Below are 13,539 nucleotides of genomic sequence, written 5' to 3'. Positions count from 1 at the left end.
ATTTAATCGCTTAAATTCGAGTTCGAGGGAAAAAGTCATGGTGGGTGTCTCCGCTGTGTTTTCCAGCAAGTTATCAACGTCGCCAGCGGCTTGCAACATTTGAATCACATTCCCTGAATATGGGATATCGAGAATATGGTCACTCTGTCCGAAGTCGCGAAACGCGCTCATGTCACCGCCGCTACCGTCTCCAACGTGCTGCGCAATCGCGAGAAGGTGCGCCCGGAAACGGCTGAGCGTGTGCTCAAAGCGATCGCCGATCTCGGCTACCGGCCCAACCTGAACGCACGCGCATTGGCCGAGGGCCGCTCGTCGACGCTCGCCCTGATGCTGTCGAATATCTCGAACCCGTTCTACCCCGAGTTCGTGCTGGCCGCCGAGCGTGCCGCGCGCAAAGCCGGCCACTTCCTGATGGTTTGCAATACTGACGATGACGCCGAGATCGGCCGCGCGTATCTGAACCAGATCGCGGGCACGCTGGCCGACGGCGTGCTCGTCATGAACACGGACATCACGATCAACGACCTGTGCGCCTCCGCCACGCACAGCGCGCCGATTCTGCTGGCCATGTGGGAGCACCCCGAAGCGCCGCCGGCGCTGCCCTGCATCGCAGTGGACTTCGCGCGTGCGGGCGAGTTGGCCGCGCAGCATCTGCTCGAACTCGGCCACCGCGAAATCGGCCTCCTGATCGGCGACGGTTGCGGCGGCTTGCAGGATGCGCGCTCCAACGGCTTTCGCGCCGCCATGCGCGCCGCCGGCATCGAGACCGATGCGGCGGCGGTGCTGCAGATTCGCGACTCAATCGACGCCGGCTACGCCGCCTGCATGCAACTCATGGCGAACCGGCCGCATCTCACCGCGATCTTCGCGACTAACGACCTGCTCGCCATCGGCGCGGCGCAAGCCTTGATCACGCTGGGCCGCTCCGTGCCGAACGACGTTTCGGTGATCGGCATTACGGATATTCAACTCGCTCATCAGGTGCACCCCGCCCTGACGACGGTCGCGATTCAGACCGCGGCGATCGCCGAGTTGTCGATCGAGAGTCTGATCCGGCTCATCCAGACGCCGCACCAGCAACCGTCGATGGTGCTCGCGCCGCCGCCCGCTCTGGTGGTGCGCGCATCGACCGGCCCGCGCCGGCTGAAATGAATTTGCAGGGTAATCAGCAGAAAATGCTGTGATCGCCGCAAAAAAACGGCGTGCGAACCACCAGCGCCTCGATTGGCAATTTCATCGATTGCGGTAGAGGCGTAGCATCGATCCATCAATCGACGCGCGTGCGCGGCCGCGAGCCTCGCTACGTCAAGGGCAACCCGAAGGAGCAACCGAATGTCTCTCGCATTGACACGCAATGAACTGATTCGCCCGCAGAACCTGATCGACGGAGCATGGACCGGCGCCGCCGACGGCGCCCGCTTTGCCGTCACCAACCCGGCTACCGGCGAGACGATCGTCGAAGTTGCCGACAGCGGCGCCGCTGACGCGCGCGCCGCCACCGACGCCGCAGCCCGCGCGTTCCCCGACTGGCGCGACAAGCTGCCGCGCGAGCGCGCCGAGATTTTGCGCCGCTGGCATGCGCTGATCGTCGCCAATACCGACGACCTCGCGAAACTGATGTCGATGGAACAGGGCAAGCCGCTCGCGGAGGCCCGCGGCGAAGTCGCTTACGGCGCGTCGTACGTGGCCTGGTTCGCCGACGAAGCGACCCGCATCTACGGCGATCTGATTCCGCAGCAGCAACGCGGCAAGCGCATGAGCGCGGTGAAGGAACCGGTCGGCGTGATCGCCGCCATCACGCCGTGGAATTTCCCGCTGGCGATGATCGCCCGCAAGATCGCGCCCGCGCTCGCCGCGGGTTGCACCGTGGTCGCCAAGCCCGCCGAAGACACGCCGCTCACCGCGCTTGCGCTGGCCGCCCTCGCGCAGGAAGCCGGTTTGCCGGATGGCGTGCTGAACATGCTGTCGGCGTCGCGTGAACAGGGCATTGCCGCGGTTGCCGATTGGCTCGCCGACGCACGCGTGCGCAAGATCACCTTCACCGGTTCGACGCCGGTGGGCAAGCATCTCGCGCGCGAATCCGCGGGCACGCTGAAGAAGCTCTCGCTGGAATTGGGCGGCAACGCGCCCTTCATCGTGTTCGACGACGCCGATCTCGACGCGGCCGTCACCGGCCTGATGGCAGCGAAATTCCGCAATGGCGGCCAGACCTGCGTGTGTCCGAACCGCGTCTATGTGCAGGCGGGTGTCTATGAGCGTTTCGCCGATCTGCTCGCGAAACGCGTCGGCGCGCTGAAAGTTGCGCCTGCAACTGACCCGCAAGCGCAAATCGGCCCGATGATCAACGAGCGCGCGATCGAGAAAATTGCCCGTCACGTGGAAGATGCCGTCAAACACGGCGCGAAAATCCTGGTGGGCGGCAAGCGTCTGACCGAACTCGGACCGAACTACTACGCGCCGACGGTGCTGACGGACGCGCAGGACGACATGCTCGTCTGCTGCGAAGAGACCTTCGGCCCGGTCGCGCCGCTGTTCCGTTTCGACGACGAAGCCGAAGCGATCCGTCTCTCCAACGACACGCCGTTCGGCCTCGCCGCCTACTTCTATACGCAGGACGTGCGGCGTATCAATCGTGTGGCCGCGCAACTCGAAGCGGGCGTAATCGGCATCAATGAAGGCGCGGTGTCGAGTGAAGCCGCGCCGTTTGGCGGCGTGAAGGAATCGGGCTATGGCCGCGAAGGGTCGAAGTACGGACTCGACGACTACATGTCGATCAAGTACATGTGCCAGGGCGGGCTTGATTGACGGGCCGCAATCCCGCTAGTGCCTGTCTACCTGCATACCTGAACGCCTGAACGCCTGAACACTCTGCCGCCGAACGCCATCGCTTCCCAGTTGTGAGAAGCGCTGCGCCGAGGCGGCAGTTCTCATTTGCCCGCAATAAATCCAGCAGGTCGCCAGACCAAACGCGTTCGCCTCTCAAGAGAACGCAGCCCCCTCTCGCCGCAACTCCCCTCGCGCGAAATACCGTAACCGTCATGCACACGATTCATGACGGCCATTTTTGGCCTGAATTTGACCGCATTTTTCCACGGTCCTATTGTTCGACCATGCCTGCCGGGCTCGTCTCGCCGCTCCTGCCGAACAACATGGCGAGAACGCGCGACCCTCCACATCGTGACCTTCCACCTGCCATGACCCGCCATGAATTCTGACGCGACAGCCGCTCTGACATCTCTGACCGCAACCCGGCCCACCAGCAAGGTTCGTCGCGCAGTGACGACCGCCGTGCTCGGGCAGGTCCTCGAATGGTATGACTTCTTCCTGTATGGCACCGCTGCCGCGCTCGTATTCGGCAAGCTGTTCTTTCCGGTCGGCAGCGATCCGCTGACGGGTACGATCGCCGCCTTCGGCGGCTTTACGGTGGGCTTTATCGCGCGGCCCATCGGCGGCGTGTTGTGCGGCCATATCGGCGACCGCTACGGCCGCAAGACGGTCATGATGCTGACGCTGCTCGTCATGGGTACGGCGACTGTCTGCATGGGTCTGCTGCCGACCTATCAGCAAGTCGGCCTCGCGGCGCCCGTCATGCTCGTGCTATTGCGCATTCTGCAGGGCCTCGCCGCCGGCGGCGAATGGAGCGGCAGCATCCTGCTGATTCACGAAAGCGCGCCCGCCTCCCGGCGCGGTGGGCTCGCGGCCTGGAGTCCGTGCGGCGCGGCGTTCGGCTTCGTGCTGTCCACCGCCGCGTTTCTGCTCGTGCAAACGCTCACGCCCGCCGACTTCCACAGCTGGGGCTGGCGCGTGCCGTTTCTCTGCAGCGCCGTACTGGTCGCGCTCGGTCTGTGGATGCGCCGCTCCGTCGACGAAAGCGCGGAGTTCGCCGCCGTCAAGGCGACTCACCGCGACGCCCGCATGCCGGTCATCGAAGTGCTGCGCCAATGTCCGCGTCAAGTGCTGACCGTGTTCGGCCTGCGTTTCGGTGAAGGCGCGGCGTCATACATCTTCTTCGCGTTCTCGATTGCGTACGGCCAGTTCATCGGCCTCAAATCAAGCTGGGTGCTCGGCGGCCTGACCGTGTCGATGCTGCTGATGATTCCCGTGTCCCTATTGATGGGCCGCCTCACGGATCGTGTCGGCCGCAAGCCGGTTTATCTCGCCGGCGCCGTGGCGATGGTGTTGGTCGCTTACCCGTATTTCACGTTGCTCGGCTCCGGCGTGCTGTGGAAAGTGATCACGGCGCTCGTACTCGCCAACAGCATCACGCTCGGCATTCTGGAAGGCGCGCAGCCCGCTTTCATCAGCGAACTGCTGCCCGTTCATCTGCGCTTCTCGGGGCTCGGCATTGGCCGCGAGATTTCGTCGGTACTCGGCGGCGGACTCTCGCCGATGGTGGCGACCGCGCTGCTCGCGCATTACCGCAGCGCCGCGCCGGTAGCGATTTATCTCGTCGTGCTCGGCTTGATCACGGTGCTCGCCACCTGCCTCGCACCGGAGACCTTTCCGAAGGCGCTACGGCTTCAGGCGAAAGCCAAAGAGCACGCCGAGCACGAAAGCGTCTAAGCCCGCTTCTTGCGCACCCATTCACATTCTTTCGAAGCCGTCATCATGCAAAGCCTTCAGATGAGCACTCTTTCGACTTACGCCTACGAACCGCGCGCGATCAATCACGCGGATCCGTATCCCGACTACGGCGGCCCGCTCACACTCGACGCGCTGATCGGCGAGATCGAGCGCCGCCGCGACGAGTTCGATCAACTCTCGCATGTGCCGCGCGACATGGTCGCGAAGATGAAGCGCGCCGGCATTTTTCGGGCGAGTACACCGCAGCGCTTTGGCGGCGACGCGCTGCCGCCGGCGCAATTCCTGCGGATGCTCGAACGCATCGCGATCGCCGACGGCTCCGCCGCGTGGGTCGCCGCGTTCGGCTCGGCGAATACCTACCTCGCCGCTTTGCCGATTGAAACGCAGCAGCAGATTTATGCCACCGGCCCGGACCAGGTTTTCTCCGGCGGCCTCTATCCGCTGCAACCCGCGACGAAGGCGCCGGGCGGCTTCGTGGTCAGCGGGCAGTGGCGCTTTGCGAGCGGCTGCAAGGGCGCGGACTGGATCGGCGTCGGCATCGGCGGCACGCCCGCCAATTCCGGCGACGCCAGCGCGGGCAAGCCGTTCACCGCCGTGTTTCCCGCGCATGAAGTCGAGATCGTCGAGAACTGGAACGTGGTCGGCATGCAGGGAACGGGCAGCCACGATTTGCGGCTGCACGAGAAATTCGTCGATGCGCAATGGACCTTCGTGCGCGGCGGAGCGGCGCTGATCGACGAGCCGCTCTACCGCTACCCGGCCGTCGCCTATCAGGCGCAGGTGCACGCCGCCGTCAACATCGGCCTCGCGCGCGCGGCGCTCGATCTATTGACGGATATGTCCGGCTCGACCAAAACCACCACCGGCGCGCCGCGCCTCGCCGATCGCGGTTATTACCGTTCGGGCCTTGCAAAGGCGGAAGCCAACTGGCGCAGCGCACGCGCGTTCTTCTACGAATCCGCCGAGGCCGCGTGGCAAACGCTTATCGGCGGCGATCCCGTCTCGCAGGAACAGGCCAATCTGCTGCGCCTCAGCGCGACGCACGCCGCGCAGATCGGCGCGGAAGTGGTGATGCAGGCTTATCAGATGGCGGGCATCGCCGCGATCTATCGCGAGAACCGCTTGCAGCGTCTCGTGCGCGATTCGATCGTGGTGACACAGCATGCGTTTCTCGGCGAAGGCACGTATGACGCGTCCGGCGCGCTATTCGCCGGCGTGCCGCCGGTCACGCCTTTTCCGTAACGCGGCGCGCCCTGCCTCATGCCATGCAAAAGGAAAAGATCGTGACGATCGAAGACACCAGAAAGCGTTTCCGCGATGCGATGGCGTGCCTGCCGGCCGCTGTCAACATCATCACCACGGATGGACCCGGCGGCCGCTGCGGCATCACCGCGAGCGCGGTGTGCTCGGTGACGGACGCACCGCCGACCATGCTCGTCTGTATCAATCAGGCCAGCTACGTGCATGACGTTCTGCATCGCAACCGCAGCGTGTGCATCAACGTGCTTGCCGCCGAGTGCCAGGAAGTGGCGCGTGACTTCGCCGGCATGACAGCGTGCCCGATGGACGAACGCTTCGCACGCCACGCGTGGACTGGCGGCGCGTTGTCCGCGCCGGTGCTCACGGATGCGATTGCCAGTCTCGAAGGCGAGATCGTCGACATCAAGACGGTCGGCTCTCACTCGGTCATGTTCGCGCAGATTCGCCACATCGCGTTGCGCTCGGATGGCGACGGGCTCATCTATTTCGGCCGCCAGTTTCATCGGCTGACACGGCCGCAAGCGGCGCCGCCGTTGGTCGCCGCGCAGGGCGCGAGGTGAGCGTGGAAGTCTGCTTCTTTCTCGTTGGCCACGGTACGCCTGCACGCGAACCGCTGTTCCAACCAACACCGCGAGACGTAGAGGGATTACGCCGTTTAGTAATCCACGTGCCGGCGGATTCGAACGACTGCGATCCTCTATCGAAGACCGACAATTCCGCGCGACCGCGCTGCGTGCTCCAATGGTATTTCGACGACCTCGAACTACTTGAACAGGCGCTGCAACCGAAGGGCGCGATACACGACGTCGCAAATGAATCTTCGAGCATGGGTCTCTCTTTCACGCAGCAAGCCATGGCGGTCAGACGATTCGCCACTCCGAATCCAGGCGACCTCGGCACTCACACCGAACGCTGCACCTACCTCGTCAGCTACGAAGGCGAAGCGCAGGACCTCAACGCGTGGCTCTCGCATTACCTTGCGCATCATCCACCGCTGATGACGCAATTGCCCGGCATTCGCGAGCTCGAAATCTACACGCGGCTCGATTACCGCTCGGGTCTCGACATCGGGCGCGCCACGGCCATGCAACGCAACAAAGTGGTCTTCGACGATTCCGCTTCGCTAGCGGCCGCACTGGCGTCGCCGATACGCGCGAGCATGAAGCAGGACTTCAACACCTTTCCACCCTACAGCGGCGCGACGCTGCATTTCCCTATGCGTAGCATTTACGGTAATCTGAAACCCAAATAAATGTCCGCCCTCGCCGCGATCCGAACGTCATGACCAAGTCGCACCCCGGCATTACGGATTTGAACCTGCTGCGCGTGTTCCTGACCATCTCCGATCTGCGCAGCCTGACCGCCGCGGGGGAGCGCCTCGGACTCACGCAACCGGCGGTCAGCCACGCCTTGCGCCGGCTGCGCGTCCTGTTCGACGACCCGCTGTTCGTTCGCACGCCCACCGGCATGGTGCCGACGGACGCCGCATTGCGCCTGCACGCGCCGCTGACTCAAGCGTTCGGCATCATCAACGACGCGGTCCAGCAAATCGCCAAGTTCGATCCCGCCACGGCGCAGCGCGTGTTTCGCGTGTCCATGTCGGATATGTCGGAGTTCTATTTCCTGCCGCCGCTTCTTTCGATGCTCGACCGCAACGCGCGCGGCATTCGCCTGGAGATCGCGAATGTCTCTGTCGATTCGGTGAGTTCGGCTATGCGCAGCGGCAAGATCGATCTGGCGCTCGGCTATGTGCCCGGTCTCGATCCGGGGTGTGTGAGCAGAACGCTGTTCGTCGACGAACATGTTTGCGTGGTGCGGGCCGGTCACCCGCTGCGCAAACAGAAACCGACCAAGGAGGATCTCGCGAGCCTGCGCTACGTGTATGCCAGCACCAACGCGACCGGCCACCGGATGGTCGAACAGTGGCTCGAAGAGTTGAATCTGCGCCGGGATATCGTGCTGCGCCTGCCGCATTTCGTGGTGGCGCCGGAGATCGTTCAGCATACCGACCTCGCCGTGATTTTTCCGCGGAGTATCGCGCAGCGCTTCAATCGCAACAAAGCCTTTCGTATTCTGCCCTTGCCATTCGCGTTGCCGCCCATCGAGATCCAGGTCCACTCGCATTCGCAATTTTCGGCGGATCCGGGCATCGCGTGGTTGCTCGATGAGATTTACGGCATGTTCCATCAACCGCCGGATAGCGGTAAGACGCGAGCGGGAAAACCGCTATGAACATCAGAGCCCTGCAATGCTTCGTGATTCTCGCGGAGGAACTCAATTTCAGCCGCGCCGCCGAGCGCCTGCATATCGCGCAGCCCGCGCTGAGCCAGCAGATCCGCTCACTCGAAGAACGGCTCGGCACGCAACTGGTCGATCGCGCACGACGTCCGTTGAGTCTCACCGAAGCGGGTCATTATCTGTGCAACGAGGCGCGTCAGATACTCGGCTCGCTGGAACAGGTGACGCTCGTCGCGCAGGAAATCGGCGTGGGCCGGCGCGGCTGGCTGAGTGTGGGCTTCACCCGTTCGTCGATGTACAGCGTCTTGCCGCCCGCGCTCAAGGCGTTTCACCAGGCGTATCCGCAAGTCGAACTCAAACTCTTCGAGATGCTCACCGAAGAACAGACCGATGCGCTGCGCGACATGCGCATTCACATCGGCATCGGCCGGCAGCCGCTGACGGTTGAGGGCTGCACCTCGTATACGCTGCTGCGCGAGCGCGTCGTGGCGGCGCTCGAGCCCAGCCATCCGCTTGCCGCGCAAAAGAAGGTGAGCATCGCCGATCTCGCCGACACGCCGTTGATTCTGTACCCCAAGCATCAGAATGCGCAGTTCAAGCGCTCGGTGCAATCGCTCTATCGCGACGCGGGCATCACTCCGCTCGTCGCGCACGAGGCTTATGAAATCCAGACCGCGATTGCCCTGGTTGCGGCTGGTCTCGGCGTGACGTTCATTGGCGAATCGGTGGCGCGGCACGCACGCACCGATGTGGTTTACCGTCACCTTACGGGACCGGGTTCGTCATACCGCTCCACGCTTGCCGCCACCTTCCGCACCGACGACGCTTCGCCTCACCTGCGGGCGTTTCTGGCTTGCCTTCCCGCGCCGCTGAAGGACAGTGCACTATAAGAAAAAAGTTATAGAAGAATAAGCAAGCGGTCTTGGACTCCCTGTCCGCACGTTCTTATCATTGACCTCACACATGATTAGAACGCAGCGTTGGCTAAGGCCATCGCCGCAAGGTAGGAGACAGGATGACCGCGATCAACGAAGCCGTAACCATGCGAAAAGTCTACGGGCGCCTCATGCCCCTGCTCTTCGCGATGATGTTCTTCAACTATCTCGACCGGATCAATATCGGTTTCGCCGCGCTGGACATGAACAAGCAGCTCGGTTTCAGCCCGGCCGTGTTCGGCTTCGCGGGCAGCATCTTCTTCGTCGGCTACATGCTGCTGGAAGTACCGAGCAATCTATTGCTGCATCGCGTCGGCGCACGCCGCTGGATTGCCCGCATTCTTCTGACGTGGGGCGCGGTCGCGGCGGCCACGGCTTTCGTGTTCAACGATTCGAGCTTCTACGTGCTGCGCTTTCTGCTCGGCGTGATGGAAGCGGGCTTTCTGCCGGGCGTCGCGGTCTATCTGACGAAATGGTTTCCGGTGCGTTACCGTGCGCGGGCGGTTGGCGGCTATATCATTGCCGGTTCGTTTTCGGCGGTGCTGGGCGGCCCGATCTCGACCGCGTTGATGACCTACGCCAACGGCATTCTCGGTCTGCAGGGCTGGCAGTGGATGTTCATCCTCGAAGGCGTGCCGGCCATGCTGCTCGGCCTGTTGACGCTGCGCATCATGACCGAACGCCCCGCCGACGCCGACTGGCTGTCCGACGACGAAAAGCGCTGGCTCGAGTCGACGCTCTCCGCCGAGCGTGAGGCCGTAGGCGGCAACGCGCATTTTCCTTTGCTGCGTGTAGCGGGCGACATCCGCGTGTGGAGCCTCGCGTGTCTCTTCGGTTGCGCGCTGGTCGGTATTTATGGCCTCTTCCTCTGGCTGCCGCAGATCGTCAAGAGTCTTGGTCATCTGAGCAATCTGGAGGTCGGCTTTCTGTCGGCCGCGCCGCCCTTGCTCGGCGTGCTGGGCACTTTCCTGATCAGCCGCAGTTCCGACCGCACCGGCGACCGCAAGAAGCACCTCGCCTTCGTGTACGGCATGAGCGCGTTGGCCATTGCCGGCAGCGCGTACGCGCCGAACCCCGTGATCGCTTATGTGCTGCTGTGCGTGACCGGCTTGTTCATCTATGCGGGCAATCCGCTGTTCTGGAGCCTCGCGTCGTCGTTCAGAACCGGCGCGGCGGGCGCGGCGACGATCGCGCTGATCAACACCATCGCGCAGTTCGGCGGGCTGGTCGGCCCGTGGAGCATCGGCCTCGTGCGCAGTGCGACCGGCAATTTCAAGCTGGCCTTGCTGACGATCGCCGCCTTTCTGATTGTCGCGACGATCATCGCGCTGGTCATGCGGGTCACGCCGGCCGAAGACGAAGCGAATTCGCTCGCCACCGGCGACGCCGCGCCGCGCGCCTGAAAGGCCGAGCGGCAACACATCAAGCCTGAAAAAACAGCGGACTGAATCTGCGCGCGCACCCCATGCATGCGCAAGGACAACTCACAGGATTTGCACACCATGATCATCGATTGTCACGGTCACTACACGACCTCGCCGCGCCAGCATGAAGCCTGGCGCACGCAGCAGATCGCCGCGCTGAAGGACGGCGGCACGCCGCCGCGGCCCGTCATTACCGACGACGAGATTCGCGAGAGCATCGAAGGTGGCCAGTTGCGGATTCAGCGCGAACGCGGGACCGACCTCACGATTTTCTCGCCGCGCGCGGCCGGCATGGGCCATCATCTCGCCACTGCCGAAGCCAACGCGCTCTGGTCGAGCGAATGCAACGACCTCGTGCATCGCGTGTGCGAGCTGTTTCCGCGCAATTTCATCGGCGTATGCCAGTTGCCGCAAGCGCCTGGCGTCGCGCCCGCGAACTGCATCGGCGAATTGCGGCGCTGTGTCGAAGAGCTCGGCTTTATCGGCTGCAATCTGAACCCGGATCCTTCCGGCGGTCACTGGTCCGGCTTGCCGCTCACGGACCGCTCCTGGTATCCGCTCTATGAAGCGATGGCGGAGCTCGACGTACCGGCGATGATCCACGTGTCGTCGTCGTGCAATCCGAATTTCCATGCGACGGGCGCGCATTACATCAACGGCGATACGTCGGCGTTCATGCAGTTGCTGCAGGGCGATCTGTTCGCCGACTTTCCCACGCTGCGCTTCATCATCCCTCATGGCGGCGGCGCGGTGCCCTATCACTGGGGACGCTATCGCGGGCTCGCGCAGGACATGAAGCGTCCGCTGCTCAGCGAATACCTGCTGAAGAACGTGTTCTTCGATACCTGCGTCTATCACCAGCCCGGCGCCGAACTGCTCGCCAAGGTGATTCCGGTCGACAACATCCTGTTCGCGTCGGAGACCATCGGCGCGGTGCAGGGTATCGATCCGGAGACCGGCCACTATTACGACGACACGCGCCGCTATATCGACGCCATCGAATGGCTCAGCGACGCGGACCGTCAATGTATTTACGAAGACAACGCGCGCCGCGTCTATCCGCGGCTCTCGCGTCAACTCGATCGACAACTCGCTGCGCAAGGAACTCAAGGGGCAACAGTATGAATCCAATCGGATGGCGCGAATATGAATCTGCGCCACAGGCCGACGCGGCCACACTCGAAGCACTACGTGAACTGGCCGTCTCGCTGCTGAGCGACAACATGGCGCGCGCGAGTGGCATGGTGGGCTTGCGGCCTTATCATCAGCCGCGCCCGATGGCCGGCACCGCCGTCACGGTCCACACACGGCCGGGCGACAACCTCGCGATTCATCGCGCGTTCGACTTTTGCCGGCCCGGCGACGTGCTGGTGATCGACGGCGCGGGCGACCTCACACAGGCGCTGATGGGCGAGATCATGGCGAGCTTCGCGGAGAGTCTGGGCGTGCAAGGCCTCGTGATCGACGGCGCGATCCGCGACGTCGGTGCGTTGCGACAGCGCGAGTTTCCCGTCTATGCGCGCGGCGTGACGCATCGCGGGCCGTACAAGAACGGACCGGGCGAAATCAACGTGCCGGTCACGGTCGGCGGCACGGTGGTGCATCCTGGAGATATCATTGTCGGCGACGAAGACGGCCTGCTCGCGATCGCACCCGCCGACGCGGCAGCGGTGATCGAAGGCGCGCGCCGCCAGCACGCGAAGGAAGCGGCGGCGCTGAAGTCGATTGCCGAAGGCAAGTTCGACCGCTCGTGGGTCGTTCCGCACCGGGAACGGATGATGAACAACTGACTGTGAGCCTCATGGCGCAATATCTGAACGCTGCAACACTCCTCGAACTCGCGCGCGCCGCGCAGACGCGCGCTGTCGCGCCCTGCACGTGCACGAAAACGCCGCTCGACGGCTGGCAATCGCAGCCTTTATCGCTCGATGAAACGCAGTTCGAGGAAATCGGCACGCTAATGCCGGAGGACGATCCGGAGCCGACGTTCAGCGAGTATCTGCCGGGCAAGACGACATACTGGGCGGCGGATGCGCCTATTGCGCCGCGCTACTTTCCGTACAACCGCTGCGCCGTGTGGCAATGCTCGCAGTGCGGGCGGCTTTATCTGCGTTACGTGGAAGGCGGCGGGTATTTCGTGGACCGCAGGATTCGTGCGGTGAAGGCAGAGTTGATCGAAGATGTGCCTTTGCCGGTGTGATAGCGGCAGCGCGAACGCACGCCGCCTAATGCCCCGGCTTCAACGCCGCATACGCCCCGGGCGTGATCCCATACGCCCGCTTGAACAACCGGTTGAGATGGCTTTGATCATAAAAGCCCACAGCCGCCGCAGCCGTCGCCGCGCTCTGGCCTGAGGCAAGCATCCGCTTCGCCGCCAGCAGCCTCACCTGCGTCGCGTACGCGTGCGGCGGCAACCCGAATTCCTTGCAGAAAGCGCGCGTGAGATAGTAGCGGCTCAGTCCTACCAGTTGCGCCAGTTCATCGACCGAGATATCGCGCTCGTAATTGGCGGCGACGTACTCGCGCACCTGCTCCATCTTGCGCGCCTCGCGCCGGGGCTCTCCCGCCTCCTCACCCGAGCGCCCATAGCGCCCGACCAGCATCCCCATCGCAGCCCACCAGTTCGCCTGACGCTCCATCAGCGACACGGCCCGCTGTTCGTCCAGACTCGCATGCGCCTTGACCAGCAGGCCCGCGAGGTGCGGATCCTGATACAGCCCCGGCGGAATCAGCAGCGGTTTGTCGGCGCGTGCATCGGGAGAGAAGACGGCGCTGAGCGCGCCGAGTCCTTCCATGTCCAGGTAGATCGCGCGATAAATCCATTCGCGGCCTTCCCACACCTCGCCGCTATGGTATTCGCCCGGCCCGAAGACCAGCACGCTGCCGGGGCCGGCGACCTCGCTGCCCGCGCGCGTATGACATTGGCCCGCGCCGGTTTCGGTCATGACGATGACGAGTTCATCGTGCAGATGCCGGTCGAATTTGTGATTGCCGTAACGGGCGCTCGCGAGACATGCGCCATCGAGCGCACCGTCGCGCCAGCAGACCACTTCCGGCTCGCTTTTACCCGATGTTTCCACGGCTCGCGCCTCCCTGTT

13 protein-coding genes are annotated in these 13,539 nt (G+C 63.7%); 12 read left to right on the top strand and 1 reads right to left on the bottom strand.

Translation table 11 applies throughout. From position 1 onward, the window contains the following. The first annotated feature begins 135 nt into the window (after nt 1-135). The 12 genes from PQR54_RS30965 (at nt 136) to PQR54_RS30910 (ending at nt 12,641) form a co-directional block, all read left to right on the top strand. On the top strand, nt 136-1,152 hold the full coding sequence (locus tag PQR54_RS30965; RefSeq protein WP_408252435.1) for a LacI family DNA-binding transcriptional regulator: 1,017 nt from the start codon (nt 136-138) through the stop codon (nt 1,150-1,152). Between the two features lie 180 nt (nt 1,153-1,332). After that, on the top strand, nt 1,333-2,805 hold the full coding sequence (locus PQR54_RS30960; RefSeq protein ID WP_408252433.1) for an NAD-dependent succinate-semialdehyde dehydrogenase: 1,473 nt from the start codon (nt 1,333-1,335) through the stop codon (nt 2,803-2,805). 399 nt (nt 2,806-3,204) lie between these two features. Further along, the gene (locus PQR54_RS30955) at nt 3,205-4,563 is read left to right on the top strand and encodes an MFS transporter (RefSeq protein WP_408252431.1); all 1,359 of its coding nucleotides are present in this window, start codon (nt 3,205-3,207) and stop codon (nt 4,561-4,563) included. A gap of 45 nt (nt 4,564-4,608) precedes the next feature. Continuing rightward, nucleotides 4,609-5,826, top strand: a complete 1,218-nt coding sequence (locus PQR54_RS30950) for an acyl-CoA dehydrogenase family protein (protein WP_408252430.1) — start codon at nt 4,609-4,611, stop codon at nt 5,824-5,826. Between the two features lie 23 nt (nt 5,827-5,849). Beyond that, complete coding sequence (gene hpaC, locus PQR54_RS30945) at nt 5,850-6,404, top strand: 4-hydroxyphenylacetate 3-monooxygenase, reductase component (protein WP_408252429.1); 555 nt, start codon at nt 5,850-5,852, stop codon at nt 6,402-6,404. A gap of 2 nt (nt 6,405-6,406) precedes the next feature. Then, nucleotides 6,407-7,096 carry an EthD family reductase gene (locus PQR54_RS30940; protein WP_408252427.1) on the top strand — a complete coding sequence of 230 codons (690 nt, stop codon included), beginning with the start codon at nt 6,407-6,409 and terminating at the stop codon, nt 7,094-7,096. Nucleotides 7,097-7,125: 29 nt separating this feature from the next. Continuing rightward, entirely contained in the window at nt 7,126-8,076 is a 951-nt protein-coding gene (locus tag PQR54_RS30935) for a LysR family transcriptional regulator (RefSeq protein WP_408252425.1), read from the top strand. Next, entirely contained in the window at nt 8,073-8,972 is a 900-nt protein-coding gene (locus tag PQR54_RS30930) for a LysR family transcriptional regulator (RefSeq protein WP_408252423.1), read from the top strand. Before PQR54_RS30935 ends, PQR54_RS30930 begins: the two co-directional genes overlap by 4 nt. Nucleotides 8,973-9,097: 125 nt before the next feature. After that, entirely contained in the window at nt 9,098-10,420 is a 1,323-nt protein-coding gene (locus PQR54_RS30925; RefSeq protein WP_408252421.1) for an MFS transporter, read from the top strand. 99 nt (nt 10,421-10,519) lie between these two features. Next, nucleotides 10,520-11,566 carry an amidohydrolase family protein gene (locus tag PQR54_RS30920; protein WP_408252419.1) on the top strand — a complete coding sequence of 349 codons (1,047 nt, stop codon included), beginning with the start codon at nt 10,520-10,522 and terminating at the stop codon, nt 11,564-11,566. Then, the gene (locus PQR54_RS30915) at nt 11,563-12,231 is read left to right on the top strand and encodes an RraA family protein (protein ID WP_408252417.1); all 669 of its coding nucleotides are present in this window, start codon (nt 11,563-11,565) and stop codon (nt 12,229-12,231) included. Before PQR54_RS30920 ends, PQR54_RS30915 begins: the two co-directional genes overlap by 4 nt. Nucleotides 12,232-12,242: 11 nt before the next feature. Next, nucleotides 12,243-12,641 carry a hypothetical protein gene (locus PQR54_RS30910; protein ID WP_408252415.1) on the top strand — a complete coding sequence of 133 codons (399 nt, stop codon included), beginning with the start codon at nt 12,243-12,245 and terminating at the stop codon, nt 12,639-12,641. A gap of 25 nt (nt 12,642-12,666) precedes the next feature. Here the strand turns inward: PQR54_RS30910 and PQR54_RS30905 are convergent, their stop codons facing one another. Then, nucleotides 12,667-13,521, bottom strand: a complete 855-nt coding sequence (locus PQR54_RS30905) for an AraC family transcriptional regulator (protein ID WP_408252413.1) — start codon at nt 13,519-13,521, stop codon at nt 12,667-12,669. Between the last annotated feature and the right edge of the window lie 18 nt (nt 13,522-13,539).

Origin of the sequence: Paraburkholderia phytofirmans (genome assembly GCF_046028095.1) — a bacterium.
In the GTDB taxonomy this organism is placed as follows: domain Bacteria; phylum Pseudomonadota; class Gammaproteobacteria; order Burkholderiales; family Burkholderiaceae; genus Paraburkholderia; species Paraburkholderia phytofirmans_A.
Note: the sequence above shows the minus strand (reverse complement) of the source record. Positions and strands in the feature narration are given on the sequence as shown.

What these genes read in the sequence shown, in the direction of transcription:
- PQR54_RS30965 (WP_408252435.1), top strand. Translation starts at nt 136, where the DNA reads ATGGTCACTCTGTCCGAAGTCGCGAAACGCGCTCATGTCACCGCCGCT.
- PQR54_RS30960 (WP_408252433.1), top strand. Translation starts at nt 1,333, where the DNA reads ATGTCTCTCGCATTGACACGCAATGAACTGATTCGCCCGCAGAACCTG.
- PQR54_RS30955 (WP_408252431.1), top strand. Translation starts at nt 3,205, where the DNA reads ATGAATTCTGACGCGACAGCCGCTCTGACATCTCTGACCGCAACCCGG.
- PQR54_RS30950 (WP_408252430.1), top strand. Translation starts at nt 4,609, where the DNA reads ATGCAAAGCCTTCAGATGAGCACTCTTTCGACTTACGCCTACGAACCG.
- hpaC (WP_408252429.1), top strand. Translation starts at nt 5,850, where the DNA reads ATGCAAAAGGAAAAGATCGTGACGATCGAAGACACCAGAAAGCGTTTC.
- PQR54_RS30935 (WP_408252425.1), top strand. Translation starts at nt 7,126, where the DNA reads ATGACCAAGTCGCACCCCGGCATTACGGATTTGAACCTGCTGCGCGTG.
- PQR54_RS30930 (WP_408252423.1), top strand. Translation starts at nt 8,073, where the DNA reads ATGAACATCAGAGCCCTGCAATGCTTCGTGATTCTCGCGGAGGAACTC.
- PQR54_RS30925 (WP_408252421.1), top strand. Translation starts at nt 9,098, where the DNA reads ATGACCGCGATCAACGAAGCCGTAACCATGCGAAAAGTCTACGGGCGC.
- PQR54_RS30920 (WP_408252419.1), top strand. Translation starts at nt 10,520, where the DNA reads ATGATCATCGATTGTCACGGTCACTACACGACCTCGCCGCGCCAGCAT.
- PQR54_RS30915 (WP_408252417.1), top strand. Translation starts at nt 11,563, where the DNA reads ATGAATCCAATCGGATGGCGCGAATATGAATCTGCGCCACAGGCCGAC.
- PQR54_RS30910 (WP_408252415.1), top strand. Translation starts at nt 12,243, where the DNA reads ATGGCGCAATATCTGAACGCTGCAACACTCCTCGAACTCGCGCGCGCC.